This is a genomic window from Neorhizobium galegae (genome assembly GCF_017877055.1).
Taxonomy (GTDB): Bacteria; Pseudomonadota; Alphaproteobacteria; order Rhizobiales; family Rhizobiaceae; genus Neorhizobium; species Neorhizobium galegae_D.
Window position 1 is genome coordinate 1,289,306 of the sequence record NZ_JAGIPG010000002.1, and the last position, 24,332, is coordinate 1,313,637.

General features: G+C 61.6%; 25 protein-coding genes and 1 tRNA gene. 19 read left to right on the top strand and 7 right to left on the bottom strand.

Annotated elements, in window-relative coordinates; genetic code table 11:
• Window positions 1-113: 113 nt before the first annotated feature.
• Window positions 114-467 (bottom strand): PilZ domain-containing protein, encoded by a 354-nt coding sequence (locus J2857_RS16715; protein ID WP_210011216.1) that lies wholly within the window; start codon window positions 465-467, stop codon window positions 114-116.
• Window positions 468-742: 275 nt separating this feature from the next.
• On the opposite strand from J2857_RS16715, the gene J2857_RS16720 reads away from it, so the two are divergent.
• The 5 genes from J2857_RS16720 to J2857_RS16740 all read left to right on the top strand — a co-directional run bounded on the left by J2857_RS16720 (window position 743) and on the right by J2857_RS16740 (window position 5,714).
• Window positions 743-1,960 (top strand): NAD(P)/FAD-dependent oxidoreductase, encoded by a 1,218-nt coding sequence (locus J2857_RS16720; protein WP_210011217.1) that lies wholly within the window; start codon window positions 743-745, stop codon window positions 1,958-1,960.
• Between the two features lie 11 nt (window positions 1,961-1,971).
• Window positions 1,972-2,772 carry an aldolase/citrate lyase family protein gene (locus tag J2857_RS16725; protein ID WP_210011218.1) on the top strand — a complete coding sequence of 267 codons (801 nt, stop codon included), beginning with the start codon at window positions 1,972-1,974 and terminating at the stop codon, window positions 2,770-2,772.
• Window positions 2,773-2,897: 125 nt separating this feature from the next.
• Window positions 2,898-2,987 (top strand) — tRNA-Ser (locus J2857_RS16730).
• A gap of 418 nt (window positions 2,988-3,405) precedes the next feature.
• Window positions 3,406-4,476: a porin gene (locus J2857_RS16735; RefSeq protein WP_210011219.1), complete on the top strand. Its 1,071-nt coding sequence runs from the start codon at window positions 3,406-3,408 to the stop codon at window positions 4,474-4,476.
• 182 nt (window positions 4,477-4,658) lie between these two features.
• Window positions 4,659-5,714 (top strand): porin, encoded by a 1,056-nt coding sequence (locus tag J2857_RS16740; protein ID WP_210011220.1) that lies wholly within the window; start codon window positions 4,659-4,661, stop codon window positions 5,712-5,714.
• Between the two features lie 264 nt (window positions 5,715-5,978).
• Here the strand turns inward: J2857_RS16740 and J2857_RS16745 are convergent, their stop codons facing one another.
• The gene (locus J2857_RS16745) at window positions 5,979-8,054 is read right to left on the bottom strand and encodes a lytic transglycosylase domain-containing protein (RefSeq protein ID WP_210011221.1); all 2,076 of its coding nucleotides are present in this window, start codon (window positions 8,052-8,054) and stop codon (window positions 5,979-5,981) included.
• A gap of 276 nt (window positions 8,055-8,330) precedes the next feature.
• On the opposite strand from J2857_RS16745, the gene dapA reads away from it, so the two are divergent.
• The 5 genes from dapA (at window position 8,331) to arr (ending at window position 11,757) form a co-directional block, all read left to right on the top strand.
• Window positions 8,331-9,215 (top strand): 4-hydroxy-tetrahydrodipicolinate synthase, encoded by an 885-nt coding sequence (gene dapA, locus J2857_RS16750; RefSeq protein ID WP_210011222.1) that lies wholly within the window; start codon window positions 8,331-8,333, stop codon window positions 9,213-9,215.
• A 120-nt stretch (window positions 9,216-9,335) separates the two neighbouring features.
• Window positions 9,336-9,812 carry an SsrA-binding protein SmpB gene (smpB, locus tag J2857_RS16755; protein ID WP_210011223.1) on the top strand — a complete coding sequence of 159 codons (477 nt, stop codon included), beginning with the start codon at window positions 9,336-9,338 and terminating at the stop codon, window positions 9,810-9,812.
• A 91-nt stretch (window positions 9,813-9,903) separates the two neighbouring features.
• Complete coding sequence (locus J2857_RS16760) at window positions 9,904-10,197, top strand: WYL domain-containing protein (RefSeq protein WP_210011224.1); 294 nt, start codon at window positions 9,904-9,906, stop codon at window positions 10,195-10,197.
• A 70-nt stretch (window positions 10,198-10,267) separates the two neighbouring features.
• The gene (locus J2857_RS16765) at window positions 10,268-11,233 is read left to right on the top strand and encodes a lysylphosphatidylglycerol synthase transmembrane domain-containing protein (protein ID WP_210011225.1); all 966 of its coding nucleotides are present in this window, start codon (window positions 10,268-10,270) and stop codon (window positions 11,231-11,233) included.
• 110 nt (window positions 11,234-11,343) lie between these two features.
• On the top strand, window positions 11,344-11,757 hold the full coding sequence (gene arr, locus J2857_RS16770) for an NAD(+)--rifampin ADP-ribosyltransferase (RefSeq protein ID WP_210011226.1): 414 nt from the start codon (window positions 11,344-11,346) through the stop codon (window positions 11,755-11,757).
• A 100-nt stretch (window positions 11,758-11,857) separates the two neighbouring features.
• On the opposite strand, the gene J2857_RS16775 is transcribed toward arr, so the two are convergent.
• Both J2857_RS16775 and J2857_RS16780 read right to left on the bottom strand, forming a co-directional pair.
• Complete coding sequence (locus J2857_RS16775) at window positions 11,858-12,919, bottom strand: bifunctional transcriptional activator/DNA repair enzyme AdaA (protein WP_210011227.1); 1,062 nt, start codon at window positions 12,917-12,919, stop codon at window positions 11,858-11,860.
• A gap of 85 nt (window positions 12,920-13,004) precedes the next feature.
• Window positions 13,005-13,580, bottom strand: a complete 576-nt coding sequence (locus J2857_RS16780; RefSeq protein ID WP_210011228.1) for an NYN domain-containing protein — start codon at window positions 13,578-13,580, stop codon at window positions 13,005-13,007.
• Between the two features lie 289 nt (window positions 13,581-13,869).
• On the opposite strand from J2857_RS16780, the gene rpoZ reads away from it, so the two are divergent.
• The gene (gene rpoZ, locus J2857_RS16785) at window positions 13,870-14,277 is read left to right on the top strand and encodes a DNA-directed RNA polymerase subunit omega (RefSeq protein ID WP_210011229.1); all 408 of its coding nucleotides are present in this window, start codon (window positions 13,870-13,872) and stop codon (window positions 14,275-14,277) included.
• 158 nt (window positions 14,278-14,435) lie between these two features.
• Window positions 14,436-16,664, top strand: coding sequence for a RelA/SpoT family protein (locus J2857_RS16790; protein ID WP_210011230.1), 2,229 nt, complete (start codon window positions 14,436-14,438; stop codon window positions 16,662-16,664).
• A gap of 68 nt (window positions 16,665-16,732) precedes the next feature.
• On the opposite strand, the gene J2857_RS16795 is transcribed toward J2857_RS16790, so the two are convergent.
• Together J2857_RS16795 and J2857_RS16800 are read right to left on the bottom strand one after the other, a co-directional pair.
• Complete coding sequence (locus J2857_RS16795) at window positions 16,733-18,211, bottom strand: FAD-dependent oxidoreductase (RefSeq protein WP_210011231.1); 1,479 nt, start codon at window positions 18,209-18,211, stop codon at window positions 16,733-16,735.
• 182 nt (window positions 18,212-18,393) lie between these two features.
• On the bottom strand, window positions 18,394-19,047 hold the full coding sequence (locus tag J2857_RS16800; protein WP_210011232.1) for a glutathione S-transferase family protein: 654 nt from the start codon (window positions 19,045-19,047) through the stop codon (window positions 18,394-18,396).
• Between the two features lie 303 nt (window positions 19,048-19,350).
• Between J2857_RS16800 and J2857_RS16805 the strand changes: the two genes are divergently transcribed.
• The 7 genes from J2857_RS16805 to J2857_RS16835 all read left to right on the top strand — a co-directional run bounded on the left by J2857_RS16805 (window position 19,351) and on the right by J2857_RS16835 (window position 23,915).
• A complete protein-coding gene (locus J2857_RS16805) occupies window positions 19,351-19,506 on the top strand; it encodes a DUF3563 family protein (RefSeq protein WP_210011233.1) in 156 nt (51 codons plus the stop codon).
• A 233-nt stretch (window positions 19,507-19,739) separates the two neighbouring features.
• Window positions 19,740-20,300: a DUF2062 domain-containing protein gene (locus tag J2857_RS16810; RefSeq protein WP_210011234.1), complete on the top strand. Its 561-nt coding sequence runs from the start codon at window positions 19,740-19,742 to the stop codon at window positions 20,298-20,300.
• Between the two features lie 39 nt (window positions 20,301-20,339).
• The gene (gene acpS, locus J2857_RS16815) at window positions 20,340-20,741 is read left to right on the top strand and encodes a holo-ACP synthase (protein WP_210011235.1); all 402 of its coding nucleotides are present in this window, start codon (window positions 20,340-20,342) and stop codon (window positions 20,739-20,741) included.
• An 83-nt stretch (window positions 20,742-20,824) separates the two neighbouring features.
• Window positions 20,825-21,574: a signal peptidase I gene (gene lepB / locus J2857_RS16820; protein WP_210011236.1), complete on the top strand. Its 750-nt coding sequence runs from the start codon at window positions 20,825-20,827 to the stop codon at window positions 21,572-21,574.
• Window positions 21,571-22,290 (top strand): ribonuclease III, encoded by a 720-nt coding sequence (gene rnc, locus J2857_RS16825; RefSeq protein WP_210011708.1) that lies wholly within the window; start codon window positions 21,571-21,573, stop codon window positions 22,288-22,290. Before lepB ends, rnc begins: the two co-directional genes overlap by 4 nt.
• 10 nt (window positions 22,291-22,300) lie before the next feature.
• Entirely contained in the window at window positions 22,301-23,254 is a 954-nt protein-coding gene (gene era, locus J2857_RS16830) for a GTPase Era (protein WP_210011237.1), read from the top strand.
• A 157-nt stretch (window positions 23,255-23,411) separates the two neighbouring features.
• Window positions 23,412-23,915, top strand: a complete 504-nt coding sequence (locus J2857_RS16835; protein WP_210011238.1) for a PAS domain-containing protein — start codon at window positions 23,412-23,414, stop codon at window positions 23,913-23,915.
• Between the two features lie 9 nt (window positions 23,916-23,924).
• On the opposite strand, the gene J2857_RS16840 is transcribed toward J2857_RS16835, so the two are convergent.
• Complete coding sequence (locus J2857_RS16840; RefSeq protein ID WP_210011239.1) at window positions 23,925-24,314, bottom strand: hypothetical protein; 390 nt, start codon at window positions 24,312-24,314, stop codon at window positions 23,925-23,927.
• Window positions 24,315-24,332 lie beyond the last annotated feature (18 nt).

A 24,332-nucleotide genomic window follows, 5' to 3' on the forward strand; every position in this document is an offset into this window, starting at 1 on the left:
AGGCGCCGAGTGGCGCGGGCTGCTGTGGAGCGTACCGCTTCTCTCGTGGTTGACGGGTGGTCACGACAGGCGGCGGGCGAAGAAGGCCCGCCGGCCGCGGCCCGACCTGGCGGTCAGTGGCTGGTCTCAAAACTCAGTCGGATCACGTGATGCAGAAATTCGGCATCGATCAGCATGTTGAAACCGATCGTGACCCGTTCTTCTTCGCGGCGGATCACCGTGCATCCGATGTCGTCATGGATGCCGAGGATTTCGAGGAAGAAGTTGTTGGGCATCGGCAGGGTCGGGCCGACCTCGATTTCCGCACCGTACAGCGAGATGCTGCGGATCAGGCAGCGGAAGCTCGTTTTGGTGCTGAGATGATGACCGACAAGGATGACCTTGCCGGGGCGATCGATCGTGAACTTCTCGAAAGCCTGGTCGCGCGGGCCGTCTTTTCTGGTGTCCTGGTCCATATTCAAGGGCATGACGCCCTCCTGTTTCATTCCTACCATGTGACTATATTCCTCCTGCGCTGACACATTCTGAAACGGAATGATAAAATACGACGGATATCGCCGAAAAATCCGGCATTTGATCGCTGACGAGGCGGCTTTTCCTTGGCGTATGGAACAGCTGCGAACTCAAAGCGCGTAATCGGGCATGTCGCGTTGTTGACGGACCGGTGTCGCGGGGATACCCCTTTCGATCGGATCAATGGTGCTATCTCAACGGAAACCATGATCGGTATGGGGAGCGAAACGTGACGGGCAGGTTGGTTATCATCGGTGGCGGGCAGGCGGGTTTTGCGCTGGCTGCGAAACTCCGGGCCTTGAAGGATGCGCGGCCGATTACGATCATCGGTTCGGAAGACGTGATCCCTTACCAGCGCCCGCCGCTCTCCAAGAAATACCTGCTCGGCGAAATGGAATTCGACCGGCTGACCTTCCGGCCCGAAAGCTGGTTTGCCGAACACGATGTCGAGCTTCTCCTCTCGACCTATGTCGAGGAGATCGACCGCGAGACTAGGCGTGTGCGCATGCAGGACGGCGCGGTCATCGAATATGACACCTTGGCGCTCGCCACCGGCTCGACGCCGCGCACGCTGCCGGCAAGTGTCGGCGGCGATCTCGACGGCGTCTTCACCGTGCGCGACAAGCGCGATGCCGACCTGCTCGCCAGCGAAATGAAGCCTGGCCGCCGGCTCCTTATTATAGGTGGCGGTTATATCGGCCTCGAAGCGGCGGCAGTTGCCCGCCACCTCGGCCTCGAAGTGACGCTGATCGAAATGGCCGATCGAATCCTTCAGCGAGTCGCCGCAAAGGAGACCGCCGACGTGATGCGCGACATCCATGCCGGCCATGGCGTCGTCATCCGCGAAAAGACCGGCCTGCACAAACTGATCGGTGAGAATGGCAGGGTGCGCGCCGCCGAGCTGTCCGACGGCAGCACGATCGATGTCGATTTCGTCATCGTCGGCATCGGCGTGAAACCGAACGACGAGCTGGCGCAGCAATGCGGCCTCGAGGTCGGCAACGGCGTCATCGTCGATGAGTTCGCCCGTACCTCCGATCCCTCGATCTTCGCCATGGGCGACTGCGCCATGTTGCCCTGGAAGGGTAAGCGCATCCGTCTCGAATCGGTACAGAACGCCGTCGACCAGGCGGAGGCTGCCGCCGCGGTGATCGCCGGCGGCACCACGCCCTATGACGCAAAACCGTGGTTCTGGTCCGACCAGTACGACGTGAAGCTGCAGATCGCTGGCTTCAACATGGGGTATGACGAGACGCTGGTGCGCAAGGGCGCCCGCGAGGGCAGCCTGTCGATCTGGTATTTCCGCGAGGGGCGGTTCATCGCCGTCGATGCGATCAACGACGCCAAGGCCTATGTGAGCGGCAAGAAGCTGCTCGAAACCGGCATAGAACCGAGCCGCGCCGTCCTTGCCGACCCCGCCGCTGATCTGAAACAACTCCTCGCCTGAAGGAAACGCCCATGCCCGCTCCGAAGAATCACTTCAAGGCGGCGCTGAAAGCCGGCCTGCCGCAGATCGGTCTCTGGCTGAACATGGGCGAGGCGCTGACCGCCGAGATCGCCGGCAATGCCGGCTTCGACTGGCTGGTGATCGACGGCGAACACGGACCCAACGACCTGCGCAGCATTCTGGCGCAATTGCAGGCGCTTGCCACCTCCCCTTCGGAAGTGGTCGTGCGCCCGCCGATCGGCGAGACCTGGGTCATCAAGCAGATGCTCGATATCGGTGCCCGCACGCTGCTCGTGCCGATGGTCGATTCGGCCGAGCAGGCGAGGGAGCTCGTCCGCGCCGTCCGTTATCCGCCCCGCGGGGTGCGCGGCGTCGGTGCCGCCGTCGCCCGCGCCTCCGGCTTCAACGCCATCCCCGACTATGCCGAGACCGCCGCCGACGAGATCTGCCTGATCGTCCAGGCCGAAACCATGGCCTCGATTCGGGACCTGGAGAACATTGCAGCCGTCGATGGCGTCGACGGCGTCTTCATCGGCCCGGCCGATCTTTCGGCCGACATGGGTTATCTCGGCCGCATGGAGGCCCCGGAGGTTCAGGAGGTGATCGAGAAGGCGATCGGCACGATCGTGAAGTCCGGCAAGGCGGCCGGCATCCTCACCTTCAGCGAATCCCTGAACCGCCACTATCTCGATCTCGGCGCGAGCTTCGTGGCGGTCGGCGCCGATGTCACCGAATTTTCCGGCGCACTACGATCGCTTGCCGGCCGTTACGGCCGCGGTGGCGGGGTCGGCAAGCAGCGTTCGGGCTACTGAGAATCACTGAAGCTGCAAGAATGGAATCACTTGTTGCGATTCGCGTGTCGTGACCGATGGAATCGCATGACATTTCCATAAAAGACCTTGCCATCGATATCGTTTCCCAATAATCAGGCCCGACCGGAGAGGTGGCCGAGTGGTCGAAGGCGCTCCCCTGCTAAGGGAGTATACCCGAGAGGGTATCGTGGGTTCGAATCCCATCTTCTCCGCCATTCCTGGCTCCAAGCGCCCGCCCCAATCCTGTATACGGTTCCCCTTCTGTCAGCTTTGCAGCCCTTTTGGCAAAAAGGAATCGCTGGCGAATCCTGGCCGGTCCCTTGAGTCCTTCAGCCGCGTTTCCATTGCGCTAAGTGACTGCGGCATAAGCTCTTTCTTAATAAAGCGTAAAATACCACCTAATGCGGCACTCTGCTTTGTGTCCTTTCAGCAACAGACTTATGGGAAGCGGGTACCGGAAGGGCGCCCGATTGAAGTTCCAGATTGCATGACCTTCCCCGTCTTGTATTTTCAAATCCGGAAGCGAGGCGGTGGATCGTCCTTCTTCTAGCAATCGACGGGGATGGGGCAGGGAACGCTGTCCTTCAGCCAAAAGAACCCAGACCCATACGAAACTTTGACTGGAGGTCAAAAATGAACATCAAGAGCCTTCTTCTCGGCTCCGCTGCTGCCCTCGCAGCAGTCTCCGGCGCTCAGGCGGCTGACGCCATCGTAGCTGCTGAACCGGAGCCCATGGAATACGTTCGCGTTTGCGACGCTTTCGGCACCGGCTATTTCTACATCCCGGGCACCGAAACCTGCCTCAAGATCGGCGGCGTCGTTCGTTTCCAGGTCGACTTCGGCCAGGACGTTAACAGCTTCAATGACTACGATTGGGATACCTTCTCCCGCGTAGAGCTTAACATCACTGCCAAGAGCGATACCGAGCTCGGCACGCTGACCTCGGTTGCGTCTCTCCGTGTTGAGGCTAACCAGGACATCGGCTACACCTCGAACATCACAAACGGTGGTGGTAGCGGCGTTAACGACGCTTACATCAACGAAGCCTACATCCAGCTCGGCGGCTTCAAGGTCGGCCGTTACCTGACCTGGTGGGATAAGGGCATCAACGGTGAATCCGACTGGAATGCCAACTCTAACACTGCTCGCATGCAGGCGGTTAGCTACACCTACACCGGTTCTGCCTTCAGCGCCGGTATCCAGGTTGACGAACTGTCCCGCGCTGCTGGCGTCGGCGGTCAGAACGTTGGTATCGAAGGTATCGTAACCGCCAAGTTCGGTTCTGTAGCATTCGACCTTCTCGGTGGTTACGACGTTGCTGCTGAAGAAGGCGCTGTTCGCGCTATCCTGTCGGCTCCGGTCGGTCCGGGCACCCTTCAGGCTCTCGCTATCTGGTCGAGCGGTCTCGGCGGTGGCGCGTTCTTCGATAACGCCTACTACAACCGTGGTGAGTGGGCTCTGGCGGCTTCCTACGCCTACAAGGTCTCCGACAAGCTGACCATCACCCCCGGCGGTACCTACATCTGGAACGCAGCTGATGGTGTTGGCGATTACGGCAGCGACGAAGCTTACCGTGTTGGTCTGACCATCGACTACACGATCGTTCCGGGCTTCACCGCCAAGATCACGGGTAACTACAACAAGGTTCAGACTGCGGCTGACGAGTTCTGGGATGGTTTCGTCCGTCTCGACCGCACGTTCTAATACTGTAGGAACTCCCCCGGCTTGCCCGGGGGAGTTCTCAAAAAAAATGGCTGGCCTAAATAAGGCCTCCGTATGGGGAGCTGAGACCGGGGAATGGGCTGCTTATGCAGCCTGCATGTGTTTGATCAATTATCGATCGGGCATCATTTAGCATTCAGAGAAATTGACTGGAGGTCAAAAGAATGAACATCAAGAGCCTTCTTCTCGGTTCTGCAGCGGCTCTCGCGGCAGTTTCCGGCGCTCAGGCTGCCGACGCTATCGTCGCTGCTGAACCGGAGCCAATGGAATACGTTCGCGTCTGCGACGCGTTCGGCACTGGTTACTTCTACATCCCGGGCACTGAAACCTGCCTCAAAATCGGCGGTTATGTTCGTTTCGAAGTCGGTTTTGGTGAAGACACGAACGGCTTCAGCGGCGGCGACTGGGATTCCTACAGCCGCGCTCAGCTCGAGTTCACTGCGAAGTCCGACACCGAACTCGGCACGCTGACCTCGGTTGCCTCGGTCCGTTTCGAAGCCAACCAGGACGTCGGCTACGCTTCGAACATCACCGCTGGTAGCGGCGGCGTCAACGACGCTTACATCAACGAAGCCTACATCCAGCTCGGCGGCTTCCGCGTCGGCCGCTGGCTGAACTGGTGGGATGCTAACGATCTTCCGGGCGAACTCGACAACCTCGGTTCGAACCGTCTCCAGTCGATCTCCTACACCTATACCGGCAGCGCTTTCACGGCCGGCATTCAGGTTGACGAACTGTCGCGGGCTCGCGGCCTCGGTGGCCAGAACGTCGGTATCGAAGCTGTCATTCAGGCGGCTATCGGCCCGGCCAAGCTCGAACTGCTCGGTTCCTACGACTTCAGCGCAGAAAACGGCGCGATCCGTGCGATCGGTTCTGTTGCCGTTGGTCCGGGCACCTTCTACCTCTCCGGCGTTTGGTCGTCGGGTGACAATGCCTACTACGGCGTAACCGATACCGGCGCTGGTGAAGCAGCTGTGGCCGTTGCCTATTCCTTCAAGGCGACCGACAAGCTCGAAATCATTCCGGAAGCCCAGTACATCTGGAATACGGAAGTTGATGCAGATGGCGACTTCTTCGGTGACGATGCCTGGGGCGCTGGCGTAACCGTCAACTACCAGATCGTCGAAAACTTCGCTGCCAAGGTTGCTGTAAACTACGTGGAAGTTGGCGACGAAGACGGTACGGTACAGGGTATCGTCCGCCTGCAGCGCGACTTCTAATCCGGTCTGATCGGATTGAATTGAGAAAGCCCGGCCTTGTGCCGGGCTTTTTGCTTCAAGGGACTTCGGCTGCAACGGGATGGCTGTTCGAAATGAATCCCGGGTGATTTTGGAAGTCGGGAGCGGTCGTTCGCGTCCCGCCGGGCGCCGAGGCGGCGAACTACCGCGACGTGAATTTGTCCATCGCCGGCGAGGCCACGGCGGCCAGCGCCGCTTCCTTATTCGAAAGAAGAGAAAATCGATCCCGATCAGGCCGCGGTCTGATTACTGCCGCCCGTACCTCAGATCCGCTTCGATATCCGCCTTCTGTCCCAGCCTTACCTTGTAGACCTGATAGTTCTCCATCACCCGCTGCACGTAGTTGCGGGTTTCAGGGAAGGGGATGCGCTCGATCCAGTCGACCACCTCGTCGATGGATTTGCCGCGGGGGTCGCCGTAGCGGGTGATCCATTCGGGCACCCGTTTGGGACCGGCATTGTAGGCGATGAATGTGAGGATATAGGAGCCGCCGAACGTATCGATCTGTTCGCCGAGGTAATGCGCGCCGAGCGTGGCATTGTAGCCCGCATCCGTGGTCAGCCTTGCCGCCGCGTAGGTGAGGCCGTGCCGCTTGGCGACGCCCTGCGCCGTGCCGGGCAGGATCTGCAACAGGCCACGGGCGTTGGCTGGTGAAACCGCGCCCGGGTTGAAGGCGCTTTCCTGGCGGGCGATCGCGTAGGCGAGCGCCTTGCCGGAACCGGCGATATCGGCGCCGGGCGGGATGACGCCGATCGGGAAGGCGAGTGCGGCCACATCGATGCCGCGGCTGAAAGCGGTCTTGCCGATCTGTAGCGACAGGGCGTGATTGTCTTCCGATTCGGCTCTTGCCGCGAGGATCGCAAGTTCCCCGGGACTGGTCATTTCTTCCGCCAGCGCGCGATAGAGCATCGCGGCGCGTTTGCCATGGCCGGCATCTTCGAGCCTTGCGATCGCCCGGACGGCTTCGCGGTTTTCGAAATTCTGGCGGTCGGCCCCGCTTGGCGTCGGATAAGTGACGTCGAGGGACTTGAGGTCCAGCCGTGCGGCGGCAAGCTGGCCGTAGAACGTGCTGGAGAAATGGGCCGCCTTGGCGAAGAATTCCTGGGCGCTGCCCGGTCCGCCGTCCTCCGCCGCGCGGCCGAGCCAGTAGAGGGCGCGCGACGCCGAAAGCGGCTTGTTCGAGGTATCGAGGATCTTGCGGAAATGTTTCTCCGCGGTTGCCGGTTCATGCAGCGCCCGCAGCGCATACCAGCCGGCGTGGAATTCCGCATCGACAATATCGGTGGAGGACGCGGCAATATAATTGGCCGCCGTCCGGTAGGCCAGCTTGAACTCGCCCTGGTCGGCGAGGCCGCGCGCCACGATGCGGCGCTCGTTCCACCATTCGCTCGTGTTGACCAGCTTTGCCGCCTCGCGCGGCGCCTTTTCGAGCAGGTCCGCGGCGTCCCGGTATTTGTCTTGCCGGCGCAGATATTCGACGCGGGCGAAGAGATAACCGGCATCCTCCTTCAGCGAACTATCGACACCGTTCAGCAGCGCCTCGGCATTTTTGGCATTGCTGATGACTGCGGTCCAGGCCTTGTAGAGCGATTGCGCCTTGCCGAGATCACCGAAACGTTTTGCCTGTGCCGCACGCCCCTTGTACATCAGGAAGTCCATCCGCGCCTTGTGATCGGCGGCGGTGAGAAGCGCGGAGAATTCAGAGAGGATCTGGTCCTCGGTCGGCTTGTCGAGCGTCTCGCTCACCCAGATCTGCCGCAGCGGGCGGGCGGCCTCCGGCTGCTTGCCCGAGGCGACGAGCGCGCGGGCGAGGATGATCGTGCCCTCGGTGGTTTCCGGCCGGGTTGCGCCGAAGGCGGCGAGCACTGTCGGGGCGGGCGGGTTTTCACGATAAAGCGCGCGTTCGGAATTGGCGCGCAGGCCCTTCAGGCCCGGCCAGCCCTTCAGTTCCGTCTGGGCCGCGGCGATCTCGCCCGACGGCACGCCCGGCGCGCCGGATGTGGCGATCGCCCAGGTGAGGATATGCCGGTCGAGTGAGCCTTCGGCGAGACCGTTGCGTGTGGCAAGGGCGGCGGCGATGTCATTGCCTGCAAGTGCGTCAAGCCCGGCTTTCAACTCGGGCGCAACCACCAGCGGACCGGTCCTCGGGATGGTGCCGGTCACGTCGGGCACAGGCATCGCGGCGGGCATGGTGATCGCGACCGGGTTTTCGGGCTTCACATAGGGAAGAGGCGCAATGCTCTCGGGAAGCGATGCGGCAAACGCATGCATGCTCGCAGCGCCGAGCCCCAGTGCTGCGAGGATCAGAACAGGCCTGTACATCCGGTAACTCGCGAAAATAGTCGTCCCCTTATTAGCCGCCAGCCACGTTAACGAAAGCTTACCACGTTTATGAAAATGCGTGGTTTCTTATATGAGATTCCATATGAAATCCCTGGCACTTGCGCTTGTCGCCGCTTTCCCGCCGCTTTATGGTGCGCGACCTGAAAGGCTTTCGGGAAAAAGGTCGGCTGCGTCGCTGCCCGTCCAAAGTTGCCGGGAGCCCTCATAGTCACGGATTGCGGCAGCAGAATGAACGCTGTCGATTGGGAGTTTTGCATGTTCAAGGGATCAATGCCCGCGCTGGTCACCCCGTTTACTGCCGATGGTGCAGTGGACGAGCAGGCTTTTGCCGCGCATGTGGATTGGCAGATCGGCGAAGGCAGCACCGGTGTGGTGCCGGTCGGCACCACCGGTGAATCGCCGACGCTGAGCCATGACGAGCACAGGCGCGTCGTGGAACTCTGTATCGAAGTGGCGAAAAAGCGGGTTCCCGTTATCGCCGGCGCCGGCTCCAACAATACGCGCGAAGCGGTGGAGCTTGCCGTACACGCGGAAAAGGCCGGCGCCGATGCCGTCCTCGTCGTCACGCCCTATTACAACAAGCCGACCCAGAAGGGCCTGATCGCGCATTTCTCGGCGATCGCGCAAGCGACGAAGCTGCCGATCATCATCTACAACATCCCGCCGCGCTCGGTCATCGACATGTCGCCGGAAACGATGGGCGCGCTGGTGAAGGCGCACCGGAATATCGTCGGCGTCAAGGATGCGACCGGCAAGATCGAGCGCGTCTCGGAACAGCGCATCACCTGCGGCAAGGATTTCGTGCAGCTCTCGGGGGAAGATGCGACAGCGCTTGGCTTCAACGCCCATGGCGGAGTCGGCTGCATCTCGGTGACGGCCAATGTCGCGCCGCGCCTCTGCGCGGAATTCCAGGCGGCGACGCTTGCGGGCGATTATACCAAGGCGCTCGAATACCAGGATCGCCTGATGCCGCTGCACAAGGCGATCTTCCTGGAACCTGGCCTCTGCGGCGCCAAATACGGCCTCAACAGGATCCGCGGCATGAACCGCACGGTCCGCTCGCCGCTGGTCTCGACGCTGGAGCCGGCAACCGAGGCGGCGATCGATTCGGCGCTGCGCCACGCGGGGCTGTTGAACTGAGACGCATCCGCGCTCACCGCTTCACTTTCGGCATCGGCCGCATTACATAGACAAGTAACCCCGCTCATAGCCCATGGGCGGGGATTTGTTTTCGGATAAAGGGCGGAACGGAATACACTCATGGCCCCCAAAGGCAGCCAGCGCACGGTCAACAAGATTGTCGCGGAGAACCGCAAGGCCCGCTACAACTATGAAATCATGGATACCTATGAGGCCGGACTGGTCCTGACTGGGACCGAGGTCAAGTCTTTGCGCGAAGGCAAGGCCAATATTGCCGAATCCTACGCCTCCGACGAGGGCAATGAAATCTGGCTGATCAATTCGCATCTGCCGGAATACCTGCAGGCCAACCGCTTCAATCACGAACCGCGCCGCCGCCGCAAGCTGCTGCTGTCGAAGCGCGAGATCAACCGTCTGCGCGCCGGCATCAACCGCGAAGGCATGACCCTGGTGCCGCTGAAGATCTATTTCAACGAAAAGGGCCGCGCCAAGCTCGAACTCGCGCTCGCCAAGGGCAAGAAGCTGCACGACAAGCGCGAGACCGAGAAGGAACGCGACTGGAACCGCCAGAAGTCGCGGCTGTTGAAGTCGAACTGAACAACCGCAGCTGCCGCCGAAGCCATCTCGCCCTAATCGCTCGTGAACTTCCGTGCCTCCCAGCCGTTAAGCGAGACACCAGGGAGTTTTCGTGCGGAAGACAAGCTATCCGGATATCATCATCGATGCGATCGCGCGGCGGCGGATCGTCGAACTCCGCTACAAGGGCATAAAGCGCAGGGTGCGGCCGCATATCCTCGGTTACGCCGGCGAAGGCGCGCTCGCCCTCAGCGCCTGGCAGATTGCCGGAACGGGCTCCGGATGGCGCCTGTTTCATGTCGATGAGATCAGCGATCTGGCGCAGACCGAGGCGGGCTTCCGCAGCCCCGCGCGCGGGTATAACCCCAACGATCCCGCCTTTTCGCGCATCATCGAACGGCTGTGAAAGTCGCCTCAGGAACAAAATCCGCACCATTCCGTTGCGTACGTCTTGGAAGCAAGCGGGCAACGGGGCAATGACGCGAAGGAAAATTTTGACCTATGGCATGCTGGTGATCGGCTTCGGTGCCGCCGGCTATCTGCTTTATCACACCTTTCGTGAATACTCGCTCTCCGACATCGTCGAATCCGTCCGCGCCATCCCCACTTTCAATCTCCTGATGGCGCTCCTTTTCGCCTTCGGTTCCTATCTCTGCCTCTCGGGCTTCGACTGGGCCGGCGTGCGATATGTGAGGAACGACCTCGCCTATCCGAAGATCGGGCTTGCCTCCTTCATCGCGCTGTCGATCGGCCAGAGCGTCGGTCTTTCCGGCTTGAGCAGCGGCGCGCTGCGCTACCGCTATTATGCCCATTGGGGCATGAGCACCGAGGATGTGGCGAAGATCGTGCTGCTGTCGGGCGTTACGGTCGGTATCGGCATGGCGACGCTGTCGGGCATCGTCATGGTGCTCAACCAGAAGGATGCCGCGTCGGTGCTGGGCCTGCGTGAGACCGTGATCATCGCGATCGGTTTTGCCTGCCTTGCCGCAACAGCCGGTTACCTGGCGCTCGCGGCCTTCGTCCGCACCCCGCTGAAGATCCGTTCCTGGACCTTCGAAATGCCGGTGCTGAAGATCGCGATTGCCCAGGTCGTGATTAGTACGATCAATTTCGCGCTGGTCTCCGCCTGCTTGCGCGAGGTCATGGCCGCCACGGCGGATGTCAGCTATCTCAAGGCCGCAACTGCCTTCGTGCTCGCCAACCTAGCGATATTGATCACCCATGCGCCGGGCGGTCTCGGCGTCCTGGAAGCGACCGTCCGCCATGTCATGGGGGACCAGGCCTCCATCGGCTCGCTGGTCGCCTTCCGGGTGATCTACTTCTTCATCCCGTTCTTCATCGGCCTGCCATTGTCGCTGGTCGTCGAAGCGGTCTTCCGCGCGAGGAAAGCAAGACGCTCTTCGGCGGAAGGGCTCCAGATGAGCAAGCCGGCGGCGGTTTGACCGCTTGGGCGAGGTGCCGTTATCCGGTATCTCTCTTCGTCACCACAGCCTTGTGCCGGGTTCGAGGTCCAGGGCGAAAGATCGGGCAGGCAAAAATTGGGGGCGCATCCATGGCAGCCAGTGCCACGACGTTTGTTCAGTCCTTCTTCCATGGAACGCGGGCGGATTTGAAACCCGGCGATCTGATCGTCGTCGGCTATCGCTCGAACTTCATCACTGACCCGCTGTCCTGGGTCTATTTCTCCGGGACCTTGGATGCCGCGATCTGGGGAGCTGAGCTTGCAGCCGGCGGCGGCCGGCAGCGGATCTACGTCGTGGAGCCAACCGGCCCGATCATGGATGACCCCAATCTGACCGACAAGAAATTCCCCGGCAATCCGACATTATCCTATCGATCCCGAGACCCCTTGCGCATTATCGGCGAATTGACCGGATGGCAGGGACATTCGCCCGAACAGATCCAGCAGATGAAGGACGGTCTCGCCCGTTTGACGGCCGAGGGAGCCAACACGATCATCGACTGACCGCTTGGCGGGAAGGCGCGGTCGCCCGGTATCCGGGCTGTGCGGCTACGATGGCGTGAAATCGTCCACGGAGAAAGCCGGGAGCCACACCGAATGGCGCCTAGCCGCCTTTGGCCACCATCCGTCGTTCGTGCTCCAGCAGCCAGCGTTTGCGCCACAGCCCTCCACCGTAACCGGTCAGGCTCCCGTCGGCGCCGATCAGGCGGTGGCACGGGATGACGATGGCGATCTGGTTGGCGCCGTTGGCGCCCGCCACCGCGCGGGTGGAGGAGGGGAGGTTGAGCCCGGCTGCGACCGCCCCATAAGTGGTGGACACCCCGGCCGGGATTGCCCGCAATGCCGCCCATACCTGCCGCTGAAAGGGCGAGCCATGCCCGGCAAGCCGCGTCTTGAAGCCAAGATTCTCGCCGGCGAAATAAGCCTTCAGCTCCGCCTCGATCTCATCGATCGGCGGATGCCGCCCCATGACGATACCGCTGCCGGTGAACTTCTGCAGCTTCTTGATCTCGGCCGGCAGCGCCTTGCGCTCGGCGAATTCGAGCAGATGCAGCGAGTGCTGGTCGGCGATCGCCATCATCGGTCCGATCGGCGTTTCAATCCAGTCCGCCCGCAGCAGGGTCCTGGTCCGCAGGCTGGCCGGCGCTGCTCCGAAGAGCTTGGTCACGGCGCTGCGAAAACCGCTGCCGGATTCGTAGCCGGCATCGAGCTGCGCATCGAGAACGCTCGCTCCTTCCTTCAGCGTCTCGGCCGCCTTGCCCATCCGCCGGAGCCTCGCGATCTCCAGAAAACTCATGCCGAACTGCCGTTTGAAGGCGCGCCTTGCGGTGGAAGGGTCGATGCCCAACGAAACGACATCCTCCTCGCTCCAGCGACGGAAGGGTTCGGCGTCGAGCGCCGTCAGCAACCGCGTCACCATCGGATCGGTCTCGCCGAGCTTCAGCATCGGCCTGCAGCGGCTGCAGGGCCTGAACCCGGCCTCCAGGCACTCGGCAATGGTTTCGAAGAAACTGGTATTCTCGCGTTTCGGCTTGCGGGCCGGGCAGGTGAGGCGGCAGAAAATGCCGGTCGTCTTCACCGCCGCCCAGGCAAAACCTTCATAGGAGGCGTCGCGGGAGACCAGCGCATTGTAAAGGGCGTCGTCGGAGGGGCGTTCGAAAAGCATGAATCTTTTCTAGCCCGGAACGAAAAAAGGCGCCGCCGAAAAACGGGCGCCTATTCTTCTTTTTGATATTGCGAATGCCGGGTGATCAGAGATCGGTGGTTTCGGTCGGTTCCGCGGGGCGCACCGGGCGTTCGGACGGGTCGCGGCCGACTTCCGCCTTCAGCGACACGAGGTCGATGAAATGGTCGGCCTGGCGGCGCAGGTCGTCGGCGATCATCGGAGGCTGGGTCGCCATGGTCGAAACCACGGAGACCTTGCGGCCCCTGCGCTGCAGGGCTTCCACCAGTGTGGTGAAGTCGCCGTCGCCGGAAAACAGCACGAGGTGGTCGACGGTTTCCGACTGTTCCATGGCATCGATCGCGAGCTCGATGTCCATGTTGCCCTTGATCTTGCGGCGGCCCATCGAGTCGGTGAATTCCTTGGCCGGCTTGGTGACGACCTTGTACCCGTTGTAGTCGAGCCAGTCGATCAGCGGGCGGATCGAAGAATATTCCTGATCCTCGATCAGGGCTGTGTAGTAATAGGCGCGTAGAAGATAACCGCGCTTCTGAAACGCCTTGAGCAATTTCCGGTAATCGATGTCGAAACCGAGGCTTTTCGAAGCAGCGTAAAGATTTGCGCCGTCTATGAAGAGAGCAATCTTCTCCCTTGGGTCAAACATGTGGTCTCCATCCCCTTTTCTTATGAACCTGCTTTGCAGGTGGAGACCTGGTCAATATAAGCCGAACCAAATCTCCGGAATAATCCACTACATTACGAACTATTCATATAACTGTCATTTATGGCACGATTCATAATAATCCAAGCAGCTTGGGGTTGAATTTCGCGGGCGCCCCCAGAAGACGCTGCGCCGCTTGTCAAAAGTCAATTATCAGGAAAAACTTGAATTTGCCGCGCAATGGCTGTATCGGGCGTATCAATTCCGGAAATCACCGATCAAAGGACAGGCAATGGCCCGTGTCACAGTAGAAGATTGCATTGACAAAGTCGACAACAGGTTCGAACTGGTCCTGCTCGCGAGCCATCGCGCCCGCCAGATCTCGCAGGGCGCTTCGATCACCATCGATCGCGACAATGACAAAAATCCTGTCGTCGCCCTTCGCGAAATCGCCGACGAGACGCTTTCCCCGGACGACCTCAAGGAAGACCTCATCCATTCGCTGCAGAAGCATGTCGAAGTGGACGAGCCCGAGCCCGATCCAGCTTCGCTGATCGCTGCCGGCGGCGTGTCCGCCGCTTCGGATCGCGACGAGGAAGACGACGCTCCGGAAGCCGTTACCTTCGACCAGATGTCGGAAGAGGAACTGCTCGCCGGCATCGAAGGCCTCGTGCCGCCGGAAAAGAGCGACGATTACTAAGCGAAACATTCGCTTAGCAAGTTTTCGTTCATTCTCTCGCCCTAATCTGCTTGAATGTTTTATGATGGCTGCGCCAATCTTCAGGGTTGGCGCGCCATTTTCTTTTCGTCCGGTGCCCATTCTTCGGCACTGAAGCGGTATCGAGGACATTTTTCAGGATGATGCGGCAATACGAGCTCGTGGAGCGGGTTCAGAAATACAAGCCCGAAGCCAACGAAGCTCTGCTCAACAAGGCCTATGTCTACGCCATGCAGAAGCATGGCCAGCAGAAACGCGCCAGCGGCGACCCCTATATTTCCCATCCGCTCGAAGTTGCCGCCATCCTCACCGACATGCATCTCGACGAGTCGACGATTGCCGTCGCCCTGCTGCATGACACGATCGAGGATACCACCGCCACCCGGGCCGAGATCGACGAGCTGTTCGGCGAAGATATCGGCCGGCTGGTCGAGGGCCTCACCAAGCTGAAACGCCTCGACCTCGTGTCCAAGAAGGCCAAGCAGGCGGAAAACCTGCGCAAGCTGCTGCTCGCCATTTCCGACGACGTGCGTGTCCTGCTCGTCAAGCTCGCCGACCGCCTGCACAACATGCGCACGCTGGAGCACATGAAGGCCGAACAGAAGGCGCGCATTTCCGAAGAGACGATGGATATCTATGCGCCGCTGGCCGGCCGCATGGGCATGCAGGACATGCGCGACGAGCTGGAGGAACTCTCCTTCCGCTACATGAACCCGGAGGCCTATGAGACCGTCACCCAGAGGCTTGTCGATCTCGAAGCCCGCAACGAGGGCCTGATCAAGAAGATCGAGGACGAGTTGCGCGAGCTGCTGATCGCCAACGGCCTCAAGGATGCCTTCGTCAAGGGCCGCCAGAAGAAGCCCTATTCGGTGTTCCGCAAGATGCAGTCGAAGTCGCTCTCCTTCGAGCAGCTTTCGGACGTCTACGGCTTCCGCATCGTCGTCGGCGACATTCCGTCCTGTTACCGGGCGCTCGGCATAGTCCATACACGGTGGCGCGTCGTGCCGGGCCGCTTCAAGGACTATATCTCCAACCCGAAGCAGAACGACTACCGCTCGATCCATACGACGATCGTCGGCCCCTCGCGCCAGCGCATCGAGCTGCAGATCCGCACCCAGCTGATGCAGGAGATCGCCGAATACGGGATCGCCGCGCACGCGCTCTACAAGGACGGCCGAGGGGCGGTAAAGGGCGGGGAACTGCTGCCGAAGGAATCCAACGCCTATTCCTGGCTGCGGCATACGATCGAGTCGCTGGCCGAAGGCGACAATCCGGAAGAGTTCCTGGAACATACCAAGCTCGAACTGTTCCAGGACCAGGTCTTCTGCTTCACGCCGAAGGGCAAGCTGATCGCCCTGCCGCGCGGCGCCACCCCGATCGATTTCGCCTATGCGGTCCACACCACGATCGGCAACACCACCGTCGGCGCCAAGATCAACGGCCGCATCATGCCGCTCGTCACCCGCCTCAACAATGGCGACGAGGTGGAGATCATCCGCTCCGGCGTGCAGGTGCCGCCCGCCGCCTGGGAAGAGATCGTCGTGACGGGCAAGGCGCGCTCGGCGATCCGCCGCGCCACCCGCATGGCGATCCGCAAGCAATATGCCGGTCTCGGCCACCGGATCCTGGAGCGCACTTTCGAGCGCGCCGGCAAGGTCTTTGCCCGCGATACGCTCAAACCCGCGCTACCCCGCCTGGCGCACAAGGATGTCGAGGATGCGATCGCCGCCGTCGGCCGCGGTGAGCTTTCCTCGCTCGACGTGCTGCGTGCCGTCTTCCCGGATTACAAGGACGAGCGCGTCACCGTGAAGCCGGCCGCCGACGACGGCTGGTTCAACATGCGCAGCGCCGCGGGTATGATCTTCAAGCTGCCGAACCAGCGGCGCGTCTCGCCGGAGGAGCTCGAGGCCGGCCCCGATCCGCTGCCGATCCGCGGCCTCTCGGGCAATCTCCAGGTGCGGTTCGCGCCGAGCGGCGCGGTCCCCGGCGATCGCATCGTCGGCATCATGGAAAAGGACACGGGCATCACCATCTACCCGATCCAGGCGTCGGCCCTGCAGCGCTTCGACGACCAGCCGGAACGCTGGATCGACGTGCGCTGGGATCTCGACGAAGCCAACAAATCGCGCTTCCTCGCCCGCATCGAGGTCAACACGCTGAACGAACCCGGCACGCTGGCGACCGTCACCCAGACGATCGCCCATCTCGACATCAACATCCGCACGCTCACCATGGGTAGCAATCGCGCCGCCGATTTTTCCGAGATCACCATGGAAGTCGAGGTCTGGGACTTAAGGCAGCTGAACCAGTTGTTGAGCCAGATGAAGGATCTCGATTGCGTGGCGAATGTGAAGCGGGTGTATGACTGAGGGGAGGGGCAATCTCCTTCTCCCCCGCAAGGGGGGAAAAGGAGCCTGAGGTGCCGCCCGCCTGACAATCAGCCCTGTACCGTCTCTGCCTGGCCCACCACCACAGCCGCCTCGCTCGCATCCCGCACGAATGCCCCCTGCGCCCGCAGCGTCGATTGCAGCTCCGCAATATTCACATCCCGCGGCGTCACCCCACGATTGGCCGCAATACCCGCCGCGGCACCCGCCGCCTGTCCCGTCAGCCAGCATTGCGGAATTTCGCGCATGAAACCGTGGCTGTTGGCATCGCAGGAGATATGCCGTCCGGCGGCCAGCAGTCCGTTCAGTCTGGCCGGCACGAGCGCCCCGTAAGGCACGGAGATCACCGGAAATTTCGGCGAGACCGAGGGGCTGACGCCGATCTCGTCCGGCAGCACCTTACCCTCGGGCCACTGCCCGCGCTCGACCCTGCCGACGCCCGCGAGCCGCCGCGTATGCCGGACCCCGAGCTGCGGCGCACTGAGCAGCATATAGGCATCCTTGAAACCGGGTGCGTGCATCTTGAAGAACTCGCAATGCGACTGCATGAACCGGTGCGAGCGGATTTCGACTTCCGTCATGTCGTCGACATTGAGCGCCGAAAGCCCCGATTGCCGCGGCCCGAGGAACAGTGCGATGTCGTTGCGCCACGAGACATAGGGTGTCTGGAAGAAACCGAGCTGGTCGCGCCCGAGCGTGTTGAAGTCGGTAAACGCCTGTTCCTGCTCTGATCGGAAGGCGAGCCATGCCGCCATGTCCACGCCGCCCAGCATGAAGCCGGTATTCATCGAGTGATGCACGTCGCCTTCCTCGATATCGGCCTCGAAACTCGCTCCCGCACGGGCAAAAACGTCGCCATCGCCGGTGCAGTCCACCACGACCTTGGCCATGATCCCCTGGCGGCCTTCCTTGCTTTCGAAGATGACGCCCTTGACCGCGCCGTCCTCGACCACCGGCGTCGCCGCCCAGGAATGGAAGACGATCCTGACGCCCGCCTCGATCAGCATTTCCTGCGAGGTCAGCTTCAGCCGCTCGGGATCGATGGTCGGCGCCCAGGTGACGATGCCGTGGAAGGCGGAGGTGCGCAGCCGCCAGTATTTTGCAAGGTCCGCGTCCCGCTGTCCCCACAGGCTCCTGTCCGGCCCGGCGACGGCTTCACGGGGAAGACGGCCGAGAACCTCCTCGGCAAAGCCGCGAATGACCTGCCGCCCGTCCCAGTCGGTCATCCGATCGATCCAGATCACCACGCCGCCGGTGGAAAGTCCGCCGAGATGATTGTAGCGCTCCAGCACCACGACCTCCGCGCCGGTTCTAGCAGCGGCGAGCGCCGCGGCGGTTCCGGATGGTCCGCCGCCCACAACCAGCACGTCGCAGCGATGATAGACGGGAATATCGCGGGCCTCTTCCCTGAGGACACCTTCTCCGTTGCGGCGGGGGAAGACATATTGCCCTGATTCAAAGATGTCGGAGCTCAGGAAGCGGTTCTCGTTCTGGCGTATCTCCTTCACCGATACGTTGCGATCATTCATGGCATCCTCCTCATTTCCGCCGGCTGTCGCGCCCGACGAGCCCGGGGGGGATTTAGCCAAGGAAAAGGCTGCTCGGAAAGACACCAATCCGCCGATAGAGCTTTCTCGATTTGGGTTAGGATCGGCCCCGGAGCGCGAGCAAAAGGCCCTGATGATGGCTTCGAACCCGGAGCCGGCGGTTGTCAGCCGGCCGATGCGGCCATGAAAACAGCCAGCTGGGCGTCGAAAGCCCGCTTGTATGCGGGCCGCTCTTCGCCGCGGGCGACATAGGCGGAAAGGTTCGGATAGTCGTCCAGGATATCCGAAGATGCTTTCAACCGGAGCAGTACCGACACCATCAGAAGGTCACCGGCGCTGAAAGTACCATCCAGCCAGTCGGCGTCGCCGAGACGGCGGGAAAGATCGGCCAGCCGTTTCCGGATACTGTCCTCGAGGGCGCTCAGACGCTTTTCGTACCAGGGTTCGTCGCGCTCGAGGATCCTGGCGAGACTGCGGTCGAAGATCGGCGGCTCCACGGTGTTGAGTGCGGCGAACATCCATGCGATGGCGCGTGCCCGGGCATTGGCATCGGCTGGCAGCAGGCCTCCGTGCCGTTCCGCGATATGGAGCACGATCGCTCCCGACTCGAACAGCGCGAGATCGCCTTCTTCATAGGTCGGAATCTGCCCGAAAGGCTGAAGTGCCAGATGCGCGGGCTCCTTCATAGCCTTGAACGAAACAAGACGAACATCGTAAGGCTGTCCCGCTTCTTCGAGCGCCCAGCGAACGCGCATGTCACGCGCCAACCCTCTGCCACGGTCCGGCGACCGTTCGAAGGCGGTGATAGTAATGGTCATCGTCGTCCTCCATGGCTTGTTCGTCTTGAAGACGGCCGGCTAAACGCGATTCCGACATCCGTGCTCAAACAATGCCTGCCGTCATATCAAATAGGGCTCAAAGGCGCACGTTCCCTCTGCTTTGGAGTGTCGGCTTCTCCGCAAGTTGGAACCTGACGAACGCGGACGCTCGCCCATTTCCTGCGCATCCCCGTTAACCCGCCATGCTTCCCACGCAGGGCTGCCCGGCGGTTGCGGCGTTGGTAAAGCGCGATGCCGCGTCTTATGTTGTTGCAGTGCAATATGAGAAGGAAGAAAGACGTCATGTTTGACACAGTACGCAAGTTCGCCCGCGCTTTCCGCGTCCCCACTACCCAGGACCGCGAAGTCGCTTACCTGAACGAAGCCAACGACCGGATCGACCTCGAATACCGCATGCGCCAGATCGACCGCGGCATGTTCCGCAAGTCGGGTTTCTAAGCGGCACGTTTCGACCGGCCACCCGTTCGCGCGGAAAATTGCCGCGCGGCAGTTGCAGGTCTTCGTGTGCCGCCTCGATGCGGCCGAAGACCCGATCACCTCCGCGAAAACCTTGTCTCATGCGAGACGGGCCAATTTTCGCCATCATCTTCGGCTTGGGCTAGAGCCTGTTCGATCGAAGATTCCCGCAGCCCCACGGATGAATATCCCGCTGCCGAACCAGATGCGCACCCATGCCGTTTCGCCGCCGTACACCGCTTGCATTTCGTGAAAGACTGCGCCGTGCCGTCCTGCCTCCCAGGGGCTTCCGCCGCGTCCTCGATTACTATCGCCTGAAAGTGATGCGCATCGGCGGCTCCCCCCATGCGGTCGCGGCAGGGCTTGCGATCGGCGTGGTCAGCGCCTGGACGCCGTTTCTCGGCCTCCACATCCTGTTTGCCATCCCGCTCGCCTATCTCTTCGGCGGCAGCATGATCGCAGCAGCGCTCGGCACCACCTTTGCCAATCCCATCACCTGTCCGATCATCTGGCCGCTCACCTGGAAGATCGGCGAGACGATGCTCGGCCACGAAGCCGCCGGCCATGACAGTCTCGATCTGGGCAGGCTTTTTCATCACCTCGATGTCTCGCAGCTCTGGCGGCCGATCCTGGAGCCGATGCTGATCGGCTCCCTGCCGCCGGGCATCCTGTGCGGTCTGGTTTTCTATGCCGTCACGTATCTGGGCGTGCGCAGTTTCCGTAACCGGCGGCTGGAACGCTTGACGGCGCGGGCCGGAGCCCTCAAGTCAGTATAGAACTGACGAGAACCGGCCGGGCGCCGCAGGGGAGATTTCATGATCATCGGCATGGGTAGCGACCTCATCGACATAAGACGCGTGGAGAAATCCATCGAACGGTTCGGCGAGCGTTTCACCCATCGCTGTTTCACCGAGATCGAGCGGGCGAAATCCGATCGCCGCCAGAACCGCGCCGCCTCCTATGCCAAGCGTTTCGCCGCCAAGGAGGCGTGCTCCAAGGCGCTCGGCACCGGCATCGCCCATGGCGTGTTCTGGAAGGACATGGGTGTCGTCAACCTGCCCGGCGGGAGACCGACCATGGTCCTCACCAATGGTGCCGCCGAACGTCTGGCGAGCATGATGCCGGCAGGCCACGAAGCGGTTATTCACATCACCATCACCGACGAATACCCTTACGCACAGGCCTTTGTGGTGATCGAAGCGCACCCCGCGCCCTAATCGACCATTGCCGCCGCTTTGCGAAGGGTTTAGAGAACGCAAAACCGCTGGCAACAGCCGCGCCGAACAGAAAGACGTCAAACGTGTCCGACAAAGCCGAGACCAAGTCGCAGAACAGCCTCTGGGAAAACATCAAGGTCATCATCCAGGCTCTGCTGCTGGCAATGGTGATCCGCACCGTGCTGTTCCAGCCCTTCACCATCCCGTCCGGCTCGATGATGCCGACCCTGCTCGTCGGCGACTATATCTTCGTCAACAAGTTCGCCTACGGTTATTCGAAATATTCGCTGCCCTTCTCGCCCGACCTGTTCTCCGGCCGTATCCTGGAATTCAACGAACCCAAGCGCGGCGACGTCATCGTCTTCCGTCTGCCGAGCCATCCGGACATCGACTATATCAAGCGCCTGATCGGCCTGCCGGGCGACCGCGTCCAGGTTACGAATGGCGTATTGTTCCTGAACGGCAAACCGGTTCCCAAACAGGGCGACGGCACCTTCACCTCAGATTACAGCCTCGATCCGGGAACCGACGTGCCGGTCTTCCGCGAAACGCTGGACAACGGCGTGACCTATGACACGCTCGACCATTCGCCGGTTTCGCGCGGCGACAACACCCAGGAATTCGTGGTTCCCGCCGGCCATTATTTCTTCATGGGCGACAACCGCGACAACTCGCTCGACAGCCGTTTCGACGTTGGTTACGTGCCCGCCGAAAACCTGGTCGGCCGCGCCAGCGTCATCTTCTTCTCGCTCGGCAACGACACCTCGTTCCGCGAGATCTGGAAATGGCCGACCAACATGCGCTGGGATCGGATTTTCAAGGTCGTTCGGTGATGAAGTCAAAGACGCTTTCGGCGGAGGAACGCGGCCAGCTTGAAAAAGCCATTGGTCATGAATTCGCCGACAAGCAATGGCTCGACCGGGCGCTCACCCATGCGAGCACCGGGTCGGCCAAGGGCGCCAATTACGAACGGCTGGAATTCCTGGGCGACCGCGTGCTCGGCCTCTGTGTCGCGGAACTCCTGTTCAAGACGTTCCGCACCGCCGCTGAAGGCGAGCTTTCCGTGCGTTTGAACCAGCTTGTCAGCGCCGATAGCTGCGCCCTTGTCGCCGACGAACTGGAGCTGCATCGGTTCATTCGTACCGGCGCCGACGTCAAGAAGCTGACCGGCAAGCGGATGATGAACGTGCGCGCCGATGTGGTCGAAAGCCTGATTGCCGCGCTCTATCTGGATGGCGGGCTGGAAGCCGCCCGCGGCTTCATCATCAAATATTGGGAAGGCCGCGCCACCCGTGCCGACGGCGCGCGGCGCGATGCCAAGACCGAGCTGCAGGAATGGGCGCATGCGAAATTCGGCCTGACGCCCGCCTACCGGGTGGACGAACGGTCCGGCCCGGATCATGATCCTCGTTTCACGGTGACCGTCGAGGTAACCGGCGTGGGGCCGGAAACCGGCGTGGACCGCTCCAAGCGGGCCGCCGAACAGGTGGCCGCCACCAAGATGCTCGAACGCGAAGGCGTGTGGCAGAAACCCTCTGCCGAACAATGAATTGGACACTATGACCGAAAACGACAACAATACCGGTGAAGAGAACGCAGCCGGCCAGACATCCGCCGGTGCAACACACTCCGGCTTCGTGGCGCTGATCGGTCCGACCAATGCCGGCAAATCGACGCTTCTCAACCGGCTCGTCGGCGCCAAGGTCTCGATCGTCAGCCACAAGGTGCAGACGACGCGCGCCATCGTGCGCGGCATCGCCATCCACAACAACGCCCAGATCGTCTTCATGGATACGCCCGGCATCTTCAAGCCGCGCCGCCGGCTCGACCGCGCCATGGTGACGTCGGCCTGGGGCGGCGCCAAGGATGCCGACCTGATCCTTCTCCTGATCGACAGCGAACGCGGCATCCGCGGCGACGCCGAGGCGATCCTCGAAGGCCTGAAGGAAGTCCATCAGCCGAAGATCCTGGTGCTGAACAAGATCGACCGCGTTCGCCACGAGGATCTGCTGAAGCTTGCCGCCGCCGCCAATGAGGCCGTGCCGTTCGAGCGCACCTTCATGGTCTCGGCCACGACAGGTTCCGGCTGCGACGACCTGATGGACTATCTGTCGGCGACGCTCCCGGAAGGTCCCTGGTATTACCCGGAGGACCAGATCTCCGACCTGCCGATGCGGCAGCTCGCCGCCGAAATCACCCGCGAAAAACTCTTCCTGCGCCTCCACCAGGAACTTCCCTATGCCAGCCATGTCGAGACTGAGAAGTGGGAGGAGCGCAAGGACGGTTCGGTGCGTATCGAACAGGTCATCTACGTGGAGCGCGATAGCCAGAAGAAGATCGCGCTTGGCAAGAACGGCGACGCCATCAAGGCGATCTCCACCGCGTCCCGCAAGGAGCTCTCAGAGATCCTCGAACAGCCTGTCCACCTCTTCCTGTTCGTCAAGGTTCGCGAGAACTGGGGCGACGATCCCGAACGCTTCCGCGAAATGGGACTGGAATTTCCGAAGTCCTGAGCACTGCCATATCCACCTACGCCGCATGGCGGCGTCAATTCCTCCGAGCGTTACTTGGGGACGGAACCAGGTAGCGGTTTTTATCCATCATTATAATGACTTGCTAACGTAGAGCCGAACATTCAATTTATCGGCAAAGTGGCATGGAGAGTCATGAATGTCGGACTTCGGATCGGGAGAGGAAGACATGGGCTCGGATGATCCGAATTCTCTCGGCTTCTACAGTTGGGTCGTGCCGGAAAACAAGGTGTATGGCGATCAGGTGATCGCCGACATATTCGGCCTTTCCGAAGAGGAACTGGCTGCCGGCGCCTCCATCGAGAGGGTCATCCGCTATATCAGCGAGGGCGACAGGCAACGGGTTGCAAAAGCGATCCACGATGCCATCGTCAGCGGCGGCGCATACCGCGAAAATTACCGCGTCACCCATCCGGACGGCCGCCGGATCGACGTCATCGCGAACGGTCGTTGTCTGCGCGATGCCGAGGGCGTTCCGTATATCTATTCCGGCACGGTCACGATCCAGCCCGCGGCTGCGGCGGTTGCCGCCACCGATCCGCTCGAGCGCCATTGCCGCGCCGCTCTCGGGCTAGCTACCAAGCGCCGCCAGATGCTCGCCGCACGCTACCTCACGTCGGCGCTCAACGTGCTCGGCAAATAGGCTTGCGCCTCATTTCTGCCGGTCCATCAGCGCCTTGACCTCCTGGTACCGGCGGCGGTTGTCCTGGTCCTGCTCGTTCGGGCCGTAGCAGGTGTCGGAAATGCAGAAGCGCTGCAGGCGGAAGGGCGGCTGCCCCTTGTCGAATTCGCATTCGATCTGGTTGGTGAAGTCGGTCGGCTTGGCGTCCTCGCGGGTTGAATAGGTGAGCCGCGCGCCAGGCGGATCCAGTTCCGGGAAGGACTGGACGATCCCCGTCTTGATCGACGGCACCAGCAGGAAATTTTTGGCGACCGTGATGCAGGCCTGCTCGAGCTGCTGCGATTGCGCGGCGGCCGGCGAGGGGAGAAGGGTGGCGGGCGAGGCGGCCAGAAGGGTGGCGGCGAAGAGGGCGTATTTCATGAAGGCTCCCCAAGGATG

What these genes read in the sequence shown, in the direction of transcription:
- J2857_RS16715 (WP_210011216.1), bottom strand. Translation starts at nt 467, where the DNA reads ATGCCCTTGAATATGGACCAGGACACCAGAAAAGACGGCCCGCGCGAC.
- J2857_RS16725 (WP_210011218.1), top strand. Translation starts at nt 1,972, where the DNA reads ATGCCCGCTCCGAAGAATCACTTCAAGGCGGCGCTGAAAGCCGGCCTG.
- J2857_RS16735 (WP_210011219.1), top strand. Translation starts at nt 3,406, where the DNA reads ATGAACATCAAGAGCCTTCTTCTCGGCTCCGCTGCTGCCCTCGCAGCA.
- J2857_RS16740 (WP_210011220.1), top strand. Translation starts at nt 4,659, where the DNA reads ATGAACATCAAGAGCCTTCTTCTCGGTTCTGCAGCGGCTCTCGCGGCA.
- J2857_RS16745 (WP_210011221.1), bottom strand. Translation starts at nt 8,054, where the DNA reads ATGTACAGGCCTGTTCTGATCCTCGCAGCACTGGGGCTCGGCGCTGCG.
- dapA (WP_210011222.1), top strand. Translation starts at nt 8,331, where the DNA reads ATGTTCAAGGGATCAATGCCCGCGCTGGTCACCCCGTTTACTGCCGAT.
- smpB (WP_210011223.1), top strand. Translation starts at nt 9,336, where the DNA reads ATGGCCCCCAAAGGCAGCCAGCGCACGGTCAACAAGATTGTCGCGGAG.
- J2857_RS16765 (WP_210011225.1), top strand. Translation starts at nt 10,268, where the DNA reads ATGACGCGAAGGAAAATTTTGACCTATGGCATGCTGGTGATCGGCTTC.
- arr (WP_210011226.1), top strand. Translation starts at nt 11,344, where the DNA reads ATGGCAGCCAGTGCCACGACGTTTGTTCAGTCCTTCTTCCATGGAACG.
- J2857_RS16775 (WP_210011227.1), bottom strand. Translation starts at nt 12,919, where the DNA reads ATGCTTTTCGAACGCCCCTCCGACGACGCCCTTTACAATGCGCTGGTC.
- J2857_RS16780 (WP_210011228.1), bottom strand. Translation starts at nt 13,580, where the DNA reads ATGTTTGACCCAAGGGAGAAGATTGCTCTCTTCATAGACGGCGCAAAT.
- rpoZ (WP_210011229.1), top strand. Translation starts at nt 13,870, where the DNA reads ATGGCCCGTGTCACAGTAGAAGATTGCATTGACAAAGTCGACAACAGG.
- J2857_RS16790 (WP_210011230.1), top strand. Translation starts at nt 14,436, where the DNA reads ATGATGCGGCAATACGAGCTCGTGGAGCGGGTTCAGAAATACAAGCCC.
- J2857_RS16795 (WP_210011231.1), bottom strand. Translation starts at nt 18,211, where the DNA reads ATGAATGATCGCAACGTATCGGTGAAGGAGATACGCCAGAACGAGAAC.
- J2857_RS16800 (WP_210011232.1), bottom strand. Translation starts at nt 19,047, where the DNA reads ATGACCATTACTATCACCGCCTTCGAACGGTCGCCGGACCGTGGCAGA.
- J2857_RS16805 (WP_210011233.1), top strand. Translation starts at nt 19,351, where the DNA reads ATGTTTGACACAGTACGCAAGTTCGCCCGCGCTTTCCGCGTCCCCACT.
- J2857_RS16810 (WP_210011234.1), top strand. Translation starts at nt 19,740, where the DNA reads ATGCCGTTTCGCCGCCGTACACCGCTTGCATTTCGTGAAAGACTGCGC.
- acpS (WP_210011235.1), top strand. Translation starts at nt 20,340, where the DNA reads ATGATCATCGGCATGGGTAGCGACCTCATCGACATAAGACGCGTGGAG.
- era (WP_210011237.1), top strand. Translation starts at nt 22,301, where the DNA reads ATGACCGAAAACGACAACAATACCGGTGAAGAGAACGCAGCCGGCCAG.
- J2857_RS16835 (WP_210011238.1), top strand. Translation starts at nt 23,412, where the DNA reads ATGTCGGACTTCGGATCGGGAGAGGAAGACATGGGCTCGGATGATCCG.
- J2857_RS16840 (WP_210011239.1), bottom strand. Translation starts at nt 24,314, where the DNA reads ATGAAATACGCCCTCTTCGCCGCCACCCTTCTGGCCGCCTCGCCCGCC.